Origin of the sequence: Rhabdonatronobacter sediminivivens, assembly GCF_013415485.1 — a bacterium.
In the GTDB taxonomy this organism is placed as follows: Bacteria; Pseudomonadota; Alphaproteobacteria; order Rhodobacterales; family Rhodobacteraceae; genus Rhabdonatronobacter; species Rhabdonatronobacter sediminivivens.
This window is the reverse complement of sequence record NZ_JACBXS010000024.1, coordinates 1-16,086: the sequence shown is the minus strand read 5'-3', so window position 1 is coordinate 16,086 and position 16,086 is coordinate 1. Positions and strand designations below refer to the sequence as shown.

Genomic DNA, 16,086 nt, shown 5'->3' with positions numbered 1-16,086 from the left:
TGGTTCTTGAAGGTGCGCTATTGCACCAGTTGGTAGGCCGTGGTGCCGATGGAGCGAAACCTGTCTGTCGCCGGCCCATCGATGCGTTCGGAATGTCCGACCATGAGATATCCGTTCGGATTCAGGATATTGACAAATTTCCGCCACAGCTGCTGCCGCATCGGTATGTCAAAGTAGATCACGACATTGCGGCACAGGATGACGTCAAACCGCCCCGAAAAGGGCCAGTCCTTGTGCAGGTTCAGCTCCGCAAAGCGCACCAGTTTCTGAACCTCGGGGCGGACCGCATATCCGCCATCGGACCGGGTGAAGTGACGGTCCCGCCGCGCAGGCTCGACCCCCTTGAGGGTCCGCTCATCATACTTGCCGGCCCTGGCGCGGGCGATGATCTCGGGGTCGATATCGGTGGCCAGGATCAGCAGGTCATGCCGGGCAGCCTCGGGGAAGGCCTCGAGCACCGTCATGGCCATCGAATAGGCTTCCTCACCCGAGGAGCAGGCCGCCGACCAGAGACGGACCCGCGCGCCTGATCTGGCCTTCGCAACCAGATCAGGCAGAATGCGCTTGGCCAGAAGCTCGAAGTGATGCGCCTCGCGAAAGAAAGCGGTCACATTCGTCGTGACGGCCACCAGAAGATTGCGCCGCTCGCCCACCCCGTCGGGGTGTTCCAGATAATCGCAATACGCCGAATAATCCGACATCTTCAGTGATCGCAAACGCCGGTTGGTGCGCGCCATCAGCAGGCCCTTCTTGGTGTCGGCCAGCGCGATCCCCGACTCCTGGTGCACGATCTGCGCCAGCCGGGCGAACTGTTCGGCGGTCATGGGTTGGGCGGTTTCCAGCATGGCCCCGCCTACCCCCCGTACTGCGGTGCATCAGGCAGCAACTGCATGAGGTCAATCTTGCGCAGGATGCGACCGTCGTCAAAGGTGATCATCCCCGTGATGAACTCATGCGCGGGATCCGAGGCAATATCCGGAACAGCCTGGATCGAATCATCACTGATGGTGACAATATCCGAAACCAGATCCGCCAGCAGCCCGACAATCCGCCCTTCATGCATGGCGATGATCACCACATGGCGGTGCGTGGGCTCTGAAGCGCCAAAGCCCAGCCGCGCCGAAAGATCGACAACCGTGACCACGGACCCGCGCAGGTTGATCACGCCGCGCACGTAATGCGGCGCATGTGGCAGGACGGTTGTAGGTGACCAGCCGCGAATTTCGCGCACCAGGCCGATATCGATGCAGAAGTCCTGATCGGTGAGTTTGAAGGCAATGACATCATGCTTGCCCTGAGCGTTATGCGAGATTGTCTGGAGCATGGTTTAACCGTTCGCTGCTATGGCCATACGATCGCGGCCGTGGTCCGAAGTTGAAGAGGTGATGATTTCCTCGGGGTCGATGATCAGGGCGATCTTGCCATCCCCCAGGATCGTGGCGGCCGAGACACCCGAGACACGGCCATAATTCTCCTCCAGGCTCTTGATCACGACCTGTCGCTGATCATGAATGGCATCCACCTGGAAAGCGGCCCGCTTGTGGTTGTCGGTTTCCACAACGATAAGCACACCGTTATGCGCATCCCCGGGCGCGGGCCGCAGGCCGAAGGTGCAGCCAAGGTCGATGATCGGGATCAGCTCACCCCGGTTCAGCAGTGCGCGGCCGGTTGCTCCGATATGATGCAGCGTCGCATGGTCCGGGCGCAGGGTTTCCTGAACCGCCGTGATCGGCAGGACCAAGGTCTGATCATCAAGCTGGATCAACATGCCTTCCAGTACGGCCAAGGTCAGGGGCAGCGAAATGGTGAAGGTGGTGCCCTTGCCCTCGGTCGAGGCGATGGTAACGCGGCCGCCCAGCGCCGTGATCTCTCGTCGCACCACATCCAGCCCGACACCCCGGCCAGACAGCGCCGACACCTCATCCTTGGACGAGAAGCCCGGGAGAAACAGAAGCGAGTCGATCTCACCCGGTGTCAGCGATGCACCGGGCACGACAAGGCCCTTGTCTTCGGCGATGCTGCGGACGCGGGCGCGGTCGATCCCGCCGCCGTCATCACTGACCTCGATCTGGACACGGCCCGATTTATGGGCCGCTGACAGGGTAATCGCGCCCTCCTGCGGCTTGCCGCTGCGATGTCGGCGGACCGAATCCTCCAGCCCGTGATCGACCGAGTTGCGGATCATATGCGTCAGCGGATCGATCAGGCGCTCGATCATCGTCTTGTCGACTTCGGTCTGTTCACCCACCGTGACCAGGCGCACCTGCTTGCCAGTGGCATCGGCCGCTTCGCGCACGATACGGTGCATCCGCTGGAAAACCTGTTTCAACGGCTGGGCGCGAATTGCCATCACGCTTTCCTGAATGTCCCCCGCAAGCTGTCGAAGCCCTTCAAGGGCACCGACAACCTCGGGCTCCTCGGACAGGCCGGCAGTCTGGATCACCTGCGTCAGCATGGCCTCCTTGATCACAAGCTCTCCGATCATGTTCATCAGCTTGTCGACCCGGTCGAGGTTCACGCGAATGGTTGCGGTTGTGGTGGCCTCGGCGGCTTTCGCGCCGGGGGCCTCGGCCCGGCCTTCCGGGCGCGGGGCCGCGGCTGAAGGTGCGGGCGAGGTCTGCGCGGGCGGGGTGCCTTCGGTGATGGCCGGTTCGGCCATGTCGCTGTCCTGCGGTTCCGGATCCTGCGAGTCCCGGAGGTCAGGGTCAGGATCCTCGGTCGTTTGGTCGATCGTGGCTATGGACAGCCGACAGCGATCCTCCACGAATTCGAAGACAGCCTCGACCTCGCTCAGCAGGGCTTCTGTTTCCAGTTCGATCTGCCACCGCAGGGTCGGAGTGTCAGCGGACCATTCGGACAGGACAGGAACATTGCCCGCGTCCAGCGTGACCCGGACCTCGCCAAGCTTTTCCAGCGCGCGAATCAACGCGGCCGGATCGTTCCCGCTGCGATACAGGTCCGCTTCGGCCATCAGCGAGATGACATAACGGTCCCCCACCGGGGAGCCGCCGAAGTCACCAAGGTCAAGCGAGAGCGGAACGAAGTCGACATCTGCCTCGGTTTCGTCCTCCTCGCCGATCAGGGCCTCCAGTTCGATCAGCAGCTCTTCGCGCAGGGCGTTTTCGCGTGTATCCGAAATCCGCGCCGCCGCCACCAGATCGGCCAGGCAATCCGATGACCGGTGGAAAACGGCCATCGCCTGCGGCGAGAGGTCAAGGGCCGAGGACCGCAGCAGATCCAATGCCGTTTCGAATTTATGCGCAAAGGAAACAAGATCCGTCAGGCCGAAGGCCGCCGCCCCGCCTTTGATCGAATGAACGGCACGGAACACGGCATGAACCGTTTCCATCTCATAGGTGCCTTCATCCATCTGCCGCAGACCGGTGGCAACGGCCTCAAGAAGTTCGTCGCATTCGACGAAAAACATTTCCAGATATTCGTCCATGTCCGACATCGGGCTTACCTCCCCAGGACCTTGTCGATGATGGCCACAAGCTGCGCATCCTCGAAGGGTTTGACGATCCAGCCGGTGGCACCGGCCCTGCGCGCGCGCGCCTTCAGGTCGCTGCCGCTTTCGGTGGTCAGGACCAGGATGGGAACCGTCGCATATTCCAGGCTGCCACGAACGCCCTCGATCAGACCGAACCCATCCATGCGCGGCATGTTCACATCGGTAATGATCAGATCAGGGTCGGCATCCGCCAGAACGCCAAGCCCCTCAACCCCATCCGAGGCAGTGTAGACCTCGAACCCGGCGGCCTTCAGGGCGCGGCTGACCAGACCGCGGATGGTAGGCGAATCATCGATTGCAAGTATTCGGGTCGGCATTTCAGGACACTCCGCACAGATCGGACGGGTCTGCGCCAAGCAGCGTCAGCGTCCGGATGGTGTCTTCGGACCAGTTGGCGATGCTGAACGCCTTGCCATCGGCGCGCCACTGCATCTGCGCGGCAACGAGCATCTCAAGCCCTATGCCGCTCAACCTCTGCAGGTCTCCGGCTTCGATCTGGACATCCTGACCACGCAATTCGCGCAATTGAGCGGCGACCCTGGTGGCCCCCCCGAGGTCAAGGATTTCTGGCAATGGAACGCTGACCACTCGCGAACTCCCTCTTGGCCTGACGGACATCCGAAACAGCCGGAACGGAAGACTCGGTTCGCTGTTTCGCTTCGGAATCGCTACCAGCCGCGGATTAACAATCCCTTTCGGCGCACGGGTTTCCGCACCCCGTGCAAAGCTGCGGCGCTGCAAGGGCTTTCTTAACACTTCGGACGGACACTCTGCGCATTCCCACAGCGGACTTAAAGCGAGTCAGACAATGCGTAATTCAGGTCCCTGGACACTGCTGGTTGCAGATCCCAACAGCCTGCGCCGAGAAAAGATCCTTCAGGCCTATGCCGATCGCCCTGACATTCGCGCGGTCGGCGCCGCAAGCATCGGCGAGGCGTATCGCCAGACCGAAGCCTTGCTGCCAAAGCGCGTTTCCCTGGCCTCCGAGTTTGCCCAGATGCGGGAATTTCCCGGGCTGGACAGCCTGTTCAAGATGATCGGTGCCGAAGTGGTGATCCACGGCAATGCGCTTTCCGGCGTCATGCCGATGGCCGTGCCGCCTGCCCGCGCCCGGGCGAATGCCCGGCGGACCGCGCTGCATCATGCAGGCGCTGCAAACCCCGAGCATGCCCCAGGCCCTGCCCCCGCCGGGCCCGCCATCGGTCTGCAAGGTGATCCCGGACATGGCCCGGATATCATCGGCATCGGCGCATCCACCGGAGGGATCGTGGCGATCGAACATGTCCTGGCCGGCTTTCCCGCCGATTGCCCGCCCACGCTGATTGTCCAGCATATCCGCCCCGGCTTTGCCGAAGGCGTCGTCCGGCGCCTGGATCGCATGGTGGCGCCACGTGTCGTTGCCGCGACGGATGGCGCTGATCTGCGCCGCGGGTATGTCTATTTCGCAACCGAGCCGGGGCGGCACCTGAGCGTTATCCAGCGCGCCGGACTGCGCGCGCGATTGAGCGATGAGCCCGAAGTCTGCGGACACCGTCCGGCGGTCGATGTGCTGTTCACCAGCCTGGCAAAGGTCACCGGCCGGTTTCGCATCGCCGCGGCGCTGCTGACCGGCATGGGAACGGACGGGGCCGATGGCATGGCCCTGTTGCGTCAAGGCGATGCTTTCACCATCGCACAGGACAAGGCGACATCGATCATCTGGGGCATGCCGCAGGCAGCGATCCAGGCCGGTGGCGCGGCGGCGGTATTGCCGCTGGACAGGATTGCCGCAGCCCTGTTGCGCTGCAAGGCCCCTGCAGCACGCACCGAGAGTGGCCAGTGATGGCGGGGCGCACTGAAAAGGTTCGCCATATCATCCAGGGGGAGCACTGTGTGTCGGATGCCCCGGATGAGGTGATTTCGACCATACTGGGGTCCTGCGTTGCGGCCTGCATCTATGATCCGCTGGCACGGATCGGCGGGGCGAATCACTTCCTTCTGTCAGACCCCGGCAACGGACCGGTCGATATCCGCTACGCAGCCGCCGCGATGGAAGTGCTGGTCAACTCCCTGCTGCGTCGCGGGGCGCAGAAGCGGCGGCTGGAAGCAAAATTGTTCGGTGGCGCGCGGATCATGCGCAACCTGCCCGACATCGGGGGCGCCAATGCCAAAGCAGCCGAAAAATTCCTGCGCGACGAAGGGATCCCGGTCATCAGCAGTGACCTCGGCGGGGAACAGGCCCGGCGCATGCGCTTCTGGCCAACCACCGGCCGGGTGCAGATCCAGCGTCTGGCGCCGCAGAATGCCCTGCCTGCTGAAGCCCCCCGGCCCCGGCAGACCAGCAATTTCGAACTTTTCGATGGGGCCGACGGATGACCGGGCACGCCCGGGCGCAAGACCTGACAGGTCCATGCGTCCCGCCCCGCGGCGCGGGCGCAGGCTTTGGCCCGGCGCTTGCGCTGGGGGTCATGGGGTTGCTTTTCCTGATGGCCCTGCGGCTTGCCCCCTCGAAGGACGATGCGGTCGCGGCCCTGATCTACCCGCCATGGGTGCCCGCACAGGAGCTGTCGGCAGACCTTGCGGCGCTTGACCTGCCCATGCGGGATTTCCGCTGGAACGGCAGATTGATCGCCCTTGACCTGAGCCAGGCCCCGATTGCGACCCGTGCGCAGCTCAACAGCTGGCGCGTTGGGCGCGCACTGCGGGTGTCAGGCAGTTTTGAACCCCCATGTGGTGCAATGAGGACTCCATGACATGACGACGAGTACGACGGATACACTTCAGAAACTGCGCGAAACCGGAGGCTTCTGGATCATGCTCCTGCTTTGGGGGATCGTGGCCCAGGCTGTGATCGCGGGATTTCTGATCGGCAATGTGAACCCGGCCGCCATGCTGGCCGTTGCCGCCCTGGCCGCGATCAACACGCTGGATTTCTTCAGCGCGCGCGGATCACAGCGCAACCAGCTGGTCAGCGCAACGGCGCTGGCGCTGGCCGTGGCGTTGATCGTCTATACCTTCGAAGGGCATGTATGGCAGGGCGACATGCACATGCAGTTCTTTGCCGCGCTCGCAATTCTGGGCATCTATTGCAACTGGCGCGCGATCGTGACCTTCACGGGCCTTGTCGCCGTGCATCACCTGGCGCTGACATTCGTGATGCCCGGCGCGGTATTCTACGGTGCGGCCGATCTGGGCCGGGTGATGGTGCATGCGGTGATCCTGGTCGCCGAAGCGGCGGCGCTGATCCTGATCAGTGTCCTGGTGGTCCAGGCCTTTGACAGGGCCGCGCGGGAGGAAGCCAGATCCCGGCAAGCCCTGCAGGAGGCCGATGACCTGCGCCGGGAGCGCGACCTCCAGTTCGAGGCTGAATCCCAGGAGCGCGCGGCCCGCATGGCGGTTCAGCACCGCGTTGTCACGGACATCGAAGCCGGGCTGACCCGGCTTGCCCGGGGCGACCTGTCCAGGCCCATCGACAGCCCCGCACATGATCCATTCCCCGCAGAATATGAAGCCCTTCGTTCTGCCTTCAACAACACCCTGCAGCAACTGGATGACCTGATCGAACATGTCGATACGGTGTCGGGCGCGCTCAGGGTTGATGCGACCGAAATCGGCCAGGCGGCGCAGGATGTCGACAATTCCGCCAATGAGCAGGCCGCGAACATGGCCGCAAGCACGCAGGCGCTTCAGGTTGCCCTGGACAACCTGACCGCCAGCCTGGACACCGCGCGCAAGGCCGAAGTGGAAAGCCAGGAAAACCAGACCCTGGCCGAAGCCGGGGGTGAGGTCGTCAAACAGGCGATATCGGCCATGCATGCGATCGAGCAAAGCTCGAACCAGATCACCCGAATCATCGGCGTGATCGAGGATATCGCCTTCCAGACCAATCTTCTGGCCCTCAACGCCGGTGTTGAAGCAGCGCGCGCCGGGGAAGCGGGCAAGGGCTTTGCCGTGGTGGCGACCGAGGTGCGTGGCCTGGCCGAGCGCGCGACAGGCTCGGCGCGTGAGATCCGCTCGCTGATTTCCCAAAGCGAGACCCATGTGAAGACCGGTTCGGAACTGGTGAGCAAGACCGGAGAGGCGCTCTCGCAGATTGTGACCCGTGCGGTGCGCGTGCGCGAGATGATCGACCTGATGGTGGCATCGTCCAGCGAACAGAATGCCGATCTTCGGTCTGCCAAGGCCAGCATCGACCAATCAGACAAGCTGACCAGACAGACCTTGTCGGCGGTCGGGCATACCCGAACGCTGGTGTCTGGGGTCACGGACAAATCCGATGACCTGGTCACCACCCTTGCCGCCTACAAGACCCCGGCCCAACCCGTGGATCTGGATTTCTCGGACCCGGGGGCAGCAACGAATTCTTCAACACTTCCGTCCTATCGTGCCGCAGGGGCACGGGCCTGACATTTCAGCGCCAAGCGCTGCCCGTCCCAGCTCAACTCTTGAGGTTTGCCATGCTCAACAATATCAAGTTCGGAACCCAGATCGCCACTGGGTTTTCCATAGTCCTCCTCCTGTTCATCGCACTGGCTGTATTCAGTTGGGACAGATTGAACCATCTGTATGACCTGTTTGCCGATTTCGAAGGCGCGGCTCAGATTTCCGTCGATGCCGCCGATCTTGAAGCCTCGGTGAGCAACGCCGGCCTGACGGTGGAGCATTTTGTCGACGGGCACGAGGGCGTCACGGGTGCGACAATCGTCACCGTGATGGAGAGCGTGCGCGATCAGGCCCAGGCCCTGGCGGAACGCGACATCACCTCCGCCGATCGCATGGTTTCGCTCAAGACACGTCACATTGCCGAGGTTGAAGCCTTCGTTCCAGTCTATGTTGAACGCAACGATCTTGTGCAACAGATTGCGGATGAAGGGATCAAGTATCGCCGCACCATCGGCAGCCTGCTGACCTCGCTGGAAAACCGGTCCGAGATCGACTTGGCCTATCACGCATTGCGGGCCTCGGAGAACTTTCTGCTTGCCCGGGTTCGGATCGACCGTTTCATCGCCTCGGGCGATGTTGCCGAATTCGAAAGTGCGCTTGATCCCTATGAGCGGACGCTGGCGTCGCTGGGGCGCATCCCCACGACGGCCCTGACCCTGGAGGAACGCGGCATTCTGGCCGATGCGCAGCGCGGTGTGCCCGCCTTCTGGGCCATCGCCAATAACCTGCAGAGCATCGAGATCGACAGCCGTGAAGCCCTGTCCGTGGTGACCGCCACCTCGGAGCAGGTGCATCAGGTCATGGAACTGGTCCGCAATCAGGCGGACACCATCCGCGACACCCTGTCGAGCAGGGCGCGGGGGATGATTTCGGATATTGTCTCCTCCATCCTCGCCGGGGTTTTCTTTGCCTCGGTCATTGCTGCGGGGCTGGGGGCCTTCCTGTCCATCGCGCTCTCGCGGCGGCTGTCGGCCACCGTGGACCAGACCCGTCGCCTGGCCTCTGGCGATCTGGATGTCGTCATCACAGGTGACCAGGGAACCGGGGATCTGGCGCAGCTTTCGCAGGCGCTCAGCGTGTTCAAGGAGAATGCCGTTCAGCGCCTTTCGGCCGAGGAAAGCGCCCGCATCAAGCAGGAGGAAGCCGAGGTCGTGCGCGAAGCGCAGGTCAGAACGCAGGCCCGGGTGGTCCGCGATATTGGTGACGGGCTGAACCGGTTGGCCCAGGGTGACGTCACGCATACGATCGACAGCCCCGCGCATGATCCGTTCCCCAGTGAGTACGAATCGCTGCGCGAGGCGTTCAACAGCGTGACGACAACCCTGTCGGCGACCCTGTCTCGGGCATCGGAAGTTGCGGATAATGTGCGCTCTGGCTCTGAAGAGATCACGGCCGCCGCACAGGATCTGTCCAGCCGTGCGGAGACCCAGGCGGCAACGCTGGAACAATCCGCGGCGGCGCTCAACCAGCTGACGGAAAGCGTCCGCTCGACTGCAACCCGGGCAAAGAACGCCCAGAAGGTTTCCGAAGATAACCGCTCCATCGCGGAATCCGGCGCCGCCGTGGTGCGCGATGCTGTTGCCGCCATGAAGAACATCGAAAAGTCTTCGGAACAGATCAATCGCATCATCGGTGTGATCGATGACATTGCCTTCCAGACCAACCTGCTTGCCCTGAACGCAGGGGTCGAGGCGGCCCGCGCGGGCGAAGCGGGCCGTGGCTTTGCCGTCGTCGCCTCTGAGGTGCGGGGGCTTGCGCAGCGGGCATCGGATTCGGCGCGCGAGATCAAGGCGCTGATTTCGGAAAGTGCCACGCAGGTTGAAACCGGGTCGACCCTGGTGGGCAAGACAGGGCAGAGCCTGGAAGAGATCCTGAGCAAGGCCATCGATGTATCGGAGGAGGTGTCAGCCATCGCGGTGAGTGCTGCCGAACAATCGACCGGCCTGGGCGAGGTCAACTCCGGGGTCAGCCAGCTTGACCAGGTCACGCAGCAAAATGCCGCCGTGGCCGAGGAAACCAATGCCGCAGCCAACTCGCTTCAGCGGCAGGCGGACAACCTTCAGCGCGAATTCGAAGGGTTCAAGATCCAGCGCGGCGCGAAGTCCCAGTTGCCTTCGCTTCGGGGGGGACAGTCTGGCAGCGCGACACCGGAAAAGATCGTCAAGCTTCGCTCGGAGCAGCCCGAGCAGCGCCAGAAGGCGGTTGGCGGAGAGTTCCTCGATTTCTGAGCGCGATGTCGGGGGCCTGGAAACAGGCCCCCGAACCCAGACAGTTTGCCCGGCGCCCCAGGCCAGGGCAGGTCCTGCGGCATCGGCACGGCTCTTTCGCATTGCCGGTGTGCATCAGGACCGGGGACATCCCGGATTGCGGAAACGACCGTGCGATCTTTGGGGGCACGCGCGGAGCAACCGAACAGGGCAGGAAGCCGACCTGCTGTGAAAGAGCAGACAACAGATCATTGATCCGCACCGAATAGACTGAAGCGACCGGTATACCCGGGGGGTCCATGCGTATTGTAATTGTTGAGGATAACACGGTCATTCTGGATGTCATTACAATGGCATTGCAGGCCGTGCCCGGCTACGAGGTCATTCCCCTAACCATGGCCGAAGACGGGCTCCACGCCTGTCAGGATGCGGTGGATCTGGCCATCTTCGACAACCAGCTTCCGGACCTGACAGGTATCGAGGCGATCGCGCGCCTGCGCGCCCTTCCCGCCACGAGGCACCTGCCCGCCATTGTCATCACCGGGGACAGCGACCGGCAGACACGGCTTGCCGCCATCCGTGCTGGTGCCAATGACTTTCTGGAAAAGCCCCTGCAGATCGAAGAGCTGCGCTTGCGCGTGCGCAATCTGCTGGCCTTGCACAAGGCGCAAAAGGATGCGGCAGCCGGACAGACGCTGCTGGAAACCCTGATCGCGGCCGCGGGCGCGAATGTCGCCATCGGCGATGCCCGCCGTCCCGGGGCGCCCATCCTGTACACAAGTGAACCCTTTCGCGCCCGGCTGGGCATGACGGCAGACGCATTGCAACGCATGCGTCTGGCCGATCTGTGGCAGGATGGAGCCCCCTCGGAAACGGTGGCCAAGCTGAAACAGGCCATCGGAACCTGCAGCGCAGGCAGCTTCACCCTGGCCGATCCCCTGGGCGATGGCGCGGCCTGGGCAGAAGTCAGCCTGCGCCCTGTTGCCGAAGCCGATGGCACTGTTCGGCATATCGTGGCCACCGTGTCGGATGTCACGGACCTTGTCAAAACCCGTCAGGCCCATGCAGTCGCGGAGTCGAGGCTGTCGGATATCGCGCGCGTCAGCGGCGCGTGGTTCTTCGAACTGGACAGCAGGTTACGGTTCCGATACGCGTCCGATGCCATGGCCGCAGGCCTGGGCGCAACACCGCAGCAACTGATCGGTATGCCGATCGGTGACCTGCAGTTGCAATTTGCTGACCCCCTGCAGCATGACACCGGGGTTGAGTCGCTCTTCGCGGCGCCGCATCCCGCGCTGCAAGGCGTGATGATAAAGACCCGCACGTCCGATGGTGGGCAACGCATCCTCCAGGTCAACGCGACCCCGTTTTTCGATGGATCAGGCACCTTTGGCGGCTATCGCGGCCATGCCAGCGATGTGACCGAAATCACTGCCACCCGCGATCAGGCCGCGCAGGCCAGCAAGGCAAAATCGATCTTTCTGGCCACGATCAGCCACGAAATGCGCACCCCGCTCACGGCGATCATCGGCCTGTCCGAAGTGGCAAACGGTGACCTGGACATGGCGGCACTGCATGCCGATCTGGCGGAAATCCGAACGCAGGCGCTGCGCCTGTCCGGCGTGTTGTCCGATGTGATCGATGTCGCCGACATGGAAGAGGGCAAGATCACGCTGGACGCGGCCCCCTTTGACCCCGTCAAGGCGCTTGAACAAAGTGTCACGCCCTATGCACAGGAGGCACAGACGCGTGAGCTCGGGTTCGAGCAGGAGATATCCGGCCCTCGGGACGGGCTGCGCCGGGGTGACAGCGCACGCTTCGCTGCGATCATCCGCGCGCTGGTGTCCAATGCGATCAAGTTCACCGCGCAGGGTCAGGTCAGCGTGGGGCTGTATCTGTCGGATCCCGCGCGGGTGATCTGCACGGTCAGCGACACCGGCATCGGCATGACCAGGGCAGAGCAGGAGCGCGCGCTGCTGCCCTTTGTCCAGATCGATGACGGCATTGCGCGCCGCTACCAGGGGGCAGGGCTGGGGTTGAGCATCGTCAAATGGCTGACAGAGGCGATGCAGGGCGATTTCCAGATAACCTCGACCCCCGGGATGGGAACGCAGATACGGGTCTCGCTGCCGCTGCCCGTTGCTCCAACTCGGGCGGCGACGGCACGCGACACCCGCGCAAAAAGCCCTCTTTCAGGCAGCCATGTGCTGGTCGCCGATGACAACATGACCAACCTGCGGATCCTGCAGGTGATGCTGCGCAGGATGGGGGCCAGGGTGACGCTGTCTTATGATGGCCCCGAAGCCCTGAGCGCCTGGCACCAGACGCCGTTCGACCTGGTCCTGCTGGACATCAACATGCCTGCGATGGCCGGGACCGAGGTCATTCGCAGGATCCGCGCGCAGGAAGCTATCCACCGCGCCCTCAGGGTGCCGGCGCTGGCGGTGACCGCCAATGCCCGGCCAGACCAGGTTTCCGAATACCGCGCTGCAGGCTTTGATGACTGCCTGTCCAAGCCTTTCACCGCCTCGGATCTGGCCACCAAGATCCTTGCATTGAAACCGACGAACAGGGACGCGGGCACGGAGAACCTGCCGCTCGGTGCAACCTCTGATTAATCCCTGATGTGATAGCCTCCTTTCGAGGTGGTTCCATGGAGCCACCTGCTTTCAGTAGAGGAGCGTGAAATGAAGAATACCCTGCGCGGTCTGGTTCTCAAGCTTGCGGTCATGGCCTTTGCCGGCACCGCCATGGCCGAGGACCTGCCGGTGCCGGAGGGGCCGGTCATACTGACCGTTTCCGGCGAAATCTCTCATACCAACATTGGTGGTACGGCACAGTTCGATCTGGACATGATCGAGGCCCTGCCCCAGCGCCTGACCTTGACCGAAACCCCCTGGTATGACGGGGTTCAGGAATTCTCGGGCCCGCTGCTGTCGGATCTGATGGCGAGCGTGGGTGCGAAAGGCCAGGAATTGCGGATCATCGCGGTCAATGACTATGCCGCCAGCATGCCACTGGAGGAGGCCCAGTCAATTCCCGTCATCCTGGCCGTGCGCCATGGCGGCGCGCTGATGTCGGTACGTGACAAGGGGCCGCTGTTCGTGATCTACCCGTTCGATGAGCACCCGGACCTCAACAACGAGCTCGTTTTCTCGCGCTCGGTCTGGCAGGTCGTCGAGATCGAGGTCATGCCTTGAAGAAAGGGCGCCGATCCGCGCGCAGCTCGCTGCTGGGCCGGATCGGCCTGCTTTTTCTTGGCTCGGTCGCGCTGGCCGCCATACTGGCCGCAGGGGTTCAGTTCATGAACCTTCTGGATGCGGACCGGGAAATGGACGCCGTGGTGCGCGAAGATGCAATGTGGGCCGTGTTTCAGACGGACCGGCACATTCGGCAGTTGCATGCCCAGGCGATGATGATCACCGAAACCGGCAATCCCGGGTATCATCCGCGCCTGATGCGGGATTTCGATATTCTCTACAGCCGCGCGCGCCTGCTTGAACGCGGCACGTTTCGCCTCAATCTCAGCAACGACGGGACCCTGTCGCAACACGCGCATGAGATCGCCGCCTATGTGGTTGACCTGGCCGAGGTCATGGACGCCCTGCAACCGGATGATGCGGCCTATATTGACCGGGTGGCCAGGCTGGCTTCGGAACTGGATGAATGGCGTGCCCGCGCAAATCAACTGCTGTTGCAGGCCAACGCCGAAACCAATCAGATGCGCGTGTCCGACAGGTCCCTGCGTTCCAAGACGCAGGACAACTTGGGCTGGCTTGCCCTGGTGCTGGTCGGGGCCTGTATCGGGATTTTTCTGCTTCTTACGCTGCAGGTCCGCCAACTTGGACATGCCTATCGACGCATGGAGTTGCAGGAAGAACGCAGCCGACGCCACGCCCAGCGGGCGAAAGCTGCGAACACGGCAAAATCCGTCTTCCTGGCCACAATGAGCCATGAAATCCGCACCCCGTTGAACGGTATCATCGGTTCGGCAGAATTGCTGGCGCTGCAAGCCCTGCCCGGGGATGCCAACGCCCGCCTGGACACGATCAGCGCCCAGGCATTCCTGCTGCGCGACCTCATTGACGGGATCCTGGATTTCTCACGGCTGGAGGCGGGCCTCATAGATACCGCCCGGAGCGAGACCGATCTTGGAGTGCTGGAGCGGCTGCTTGCGTCGGCCTTTGCCGAACAGGCGCAGGGCTCCGGGCTGGAACTAAGCATTGATCTGCCGAAGCGGCACGTCATGGTCCATGATGCCCGCCTGCGCCAGGTCCTGGTGAACCTGATCGGAAACGGACTGAAATTCACGCATTCCGGCGGCGTAAGGGTGCGTGGTCAGATCCTCGAAGACGGGCTGCTGCGGGTCGAGGTCGAGGATGACGGAATCGGCATCGCGCCGGAGCATGTCCCAAAGCTGTTCAAGGACTTCAGTCAGATCGACAACGGGCACGCCCGCAATTACGAGGGAACCGGGCTGGGTCTGGCGATCTGCCGCCGGATTGTGGAAGGCCTTGGCGGAAGGATCGGCGTGGAAAGCACCCCGGGGCACGGCAGCCTGTTCTGGTTCGAGCTTCCCGTCGCCCCCCTGCCCGGGAAGGACGCCGCCAGCCTACAGGCGCAACCGGATGATCCGCCCGCCACCGTTTCCGGGCTGGATATCCTGGTGGCCGAGGACAATCCGGTCAATCTGGGTGTAATCACCGGATTGCTGCACCACCTGGGCCACCGGGTGCATGCTGCCCGGACCGGTCGCAAGGCCGTTGATCTCTTGCCCTCCCTGGCGCCGGATCTGGTGTTGATGGACATGCAGATGCCAGAAATGGATGGGCTGGAGGCAACCCGGCGCATCCGCGCCTTCGATCGCGACATCCGGATCATCGGCGTGACCGCAAATGCGTTCGAGGAAGACAGGCAGGCCTGCCTGCGTGCGGGGATGAATGACTTCCTGTCAAAACCCGTCACCGCACGCGCCCTGGACGCGGTGATCCGGCGCTTGCATGCGGGTCGCACGGCCCCACAGCACCCGGAGCCCTCCCCCCGGGAGCAGTCCCCCCCCTCCGCCACGGGTCCCGAGGATCACGCGACAGCCCCCGACGCCCAGTTGAATGACCTGGCGGCGGCGATGGGCACAGAAGTTGTCCTGAAGCTGATCGACCGGTTCGAAGCTGACCTTGCATCACATCGTCAGTCCCTGCTCTCGGCAGGTGACGCGCAAGAACCGGACACACCGAAGGTGCAGGACGGCGTCCTTCACAATCTCAAGGGCGCAGCCCTGACCCTGGGTCTGAGCCAGACCGGGCATGAGGCACAGCGCCTGCGCGGCCAGCTTCCGGTCACCGCGGCGCAGATCGACCGGTTGCTCGCCTTGGCCCGCGAAGACCTGCTAAACGCCCGCAGGGGCCTCATAGCGCTTGCGGAGTGATACCAGCACGCCCCGGACCGGCCCTGCGAAACGCACCCATGGGTGAAACGCGCCCGAGCTCGAAGACAAGAACCTGTTCCCGGCATCGGCGGGTGCGGTTTCATATGCTGCGGGCAAGTTACGAAGACCGGCGCGATGCGGGACCTACAGGAGGATGAACCGCAGGATGGCAAGCGAAAGATCGCGCAATGCTGCCAGCCCGGCATGGACCGCGCCGATGAGCTTCCGGGCCCCAGAACACTCTTACCGTCACGCGTGACCATGACCGACAGCCGCGTCGTCAACCGGTAAAGCGCCGGCTGCTTCTCGCTTTCGGGCGCTGCGGGGTCCGTGGCGGCGGCGGCGTCTTCGCGTAGCTCTGTGGCGAGGTCATTGTCGGACAAGTTTTTGCCGAGGCAGCTGAGGTGGTCGTCATGAGCGGGTGTGTGGTCTTCAGCAGCGGCTTAGAGTGGGTCACGACCAACCTGAATCCTTGGGATTCCCATCCGGCCTGATTTCTGATTCATACTGACTGCCTAGAA

13 protein-coding genes are annotated in these 16,086 nt (G+C 63.1%); 8 read left to right on the top strand and 5 right to left on the bottom strand.

The features are described from left to right. Positions 1-17: 17 nt before the first annotated feature. Genes HUK65_RS12065 through HUK65_RS18770 form a run of 5 tightly spaced genes read right to left on the bottom strand, consistent with a single transcriptional unit; the run spans position 18 to position 4,129 of the window. The gene (locus HUK65_RS12065; protein WP_179906524.1) at positions 18-824 is read right to left on the bottom strand and encodes a CheR family methyltransferase; all 807 of its coding nucleotides are present in this window, start codon (positions 822-824) and stop codon (positions 18-20) included. Positions 825-853: 29 nt separating this feature from the next. Further along, on the bottom strand, positions 854-1,324 hold the full coding sequence (locus tag HUK65_RS12060; protein ID WP_179906523.1) for a chemotaxis protein CheW: 471 nt from the start codon (positions 1,322-1,324) through the stop codon (positions 854-856). Between the two features lie 3 nt (positions 1,325-1,327). Beyond that, on the bottom strand, positions 1,328-3,454 hold the full coding sequence (locus tag HUK65_RS12055) for a chemotaxis protein CheA (protein ID WP_179906522.1): 2,127 nt from the start codon (positions 3,452-3,454) through the stop codon (positions 1,328-1,330). Between the two features lie 5 nt (positions 3,455-3,459). Next, positions 3,460-3,828, bottom strand: a complete 369-nt coding sequence (locus HUK65_RS12050; RefSeq protein ID WP_179906521.1) for a response regulator — start codon at positions 3,826-3,828, stop codon at positions 3,460-3,462. Between the two features lies 1 nt (position 3,829). Then, positions 3,830-4,129 carry an STAS domain-containing protein gene (locus HUK65_RS18770; RefSeq protein ID WP_268839399.1) on the bottom strand — a complete coding sequence of 100 codons (300 nt, stop codon included), beginning with the start codon at positions 4,127-4,129 and terminating at the stop codon, positions 3,830-3,832. A gap of 190 nt (positions 4,130-4,319) precedes the next feature. Between HUK65_RS18770 and HUK65_RS12040 the strand changes: the two genes are divergently transcribed. The 8 genes from HUK65_RS12040 to HUK65_RS12005 all read left to right on the top strand — a co-directional run bounded on the left by HUK65_RS12040 (position 4,320) and on the right by HUK65_RS12005 (position 15,856). Continuing rightward, complete coding sequence (locus HUK65_RS12040; protein ID WP_179906519.1) at positions 4,320-5,333, top strand: CheB methylesterase domain-containing protein; 1,014 nt, start codon at positions 4,320-4,322, stop codon at positions 5,331-5,333. 50 nt (positions 5,334-5,383) lie between these two features. Beyond that, positions 5,384-5,866 (top strand): chemotaxis protein CheD, encoded by a 483-nt coding sequence (locus tag HUK65_RS12035; protein WP_327787124.1) that lies wholly within the window; start codon positions 5,384-5,386, stop codon positions 5,864-5,866. Between the two features lie 378 nt (positions 5,867-6,244). Continuing rightward, positions 6,245-7,897 carry a methyl-accepting chemotaxis protein gene (locus tag HUK65_RS12030; RefSeq protein WP_179906517.1) on the top strand — a complete coding sequence of 551 codons (1,653 nt, stop codon included), beginning with the start codon at positions 6,245-6,247 and terminating at the stop codon, positions 7,895-7,897. Between the two features lie 50 nt (positions 7,898-7,947). Then, the gene (locus HUK65_RS18765; RefSeq protein ID WP_235442119.1) at positions 7,948-10,161 is read left to right on the top strand and encodes a methyl-accepting chemotaxis protein; all 2,214 of its coding nucleotides are present in this window, start codon (positions 7,948-7,950) and stop codon (positions 10,159-10,161) included. A 278-nt stretch (positions 10,162-10,439) separates the two neighbouring features. Continuing rightward, positions 10,440-12,758: a response regulator gene (locus HUK65_RS12020; RefSeq protein WP_179906516.1), complete on the top strand. Its 2,319-nt coding sequence runs from the start codon at positions 10,440-10,442 to the stop codon at positions 12,756-12,758. A 69-nt stretch (positions 12,759-12,827) separates the two neighbouring features. Next, positions 12,828-13,340: a hypothetical protein gene (locus HUK65_RS12015; protein ID WP_235442118.1), complete on the top strand. Its 513-nt coding sequence runs from the start codon at positions 12,828-12,830 to the stop codon at positions 13,338-13,340. Then, positions 13,337-15,565: an ATP-binding protein gene (locus HUK65_RS12010; RefSeq protein ID WP_179906515.1), complete on the top strand. Its 2,229-nt coding sequence runs from the start codon at positions 13,337-13,339 to the stop codon at positions 15,563-15,565. The genes HUK65_RS12015 and HUK65_RS12010 overlap by 4 nt, the downstream gene beginning before the upstream one ends. A 135-nt stretch (positions 15,566-15,700) precedes the next feature. Next, positions 15,701-15,856 (top strand): hypothetical protein, encoded by a 156-nt coding sequence (locus HUK65_RS12005; RefSeq protein ID WP_179906514.1) that lies wholly within the window; start codon positions 15,701-15,703, stop codon positions 15,854-15,856. Positions 15,857-16,086: the final 230 nt, after the last annotated feature.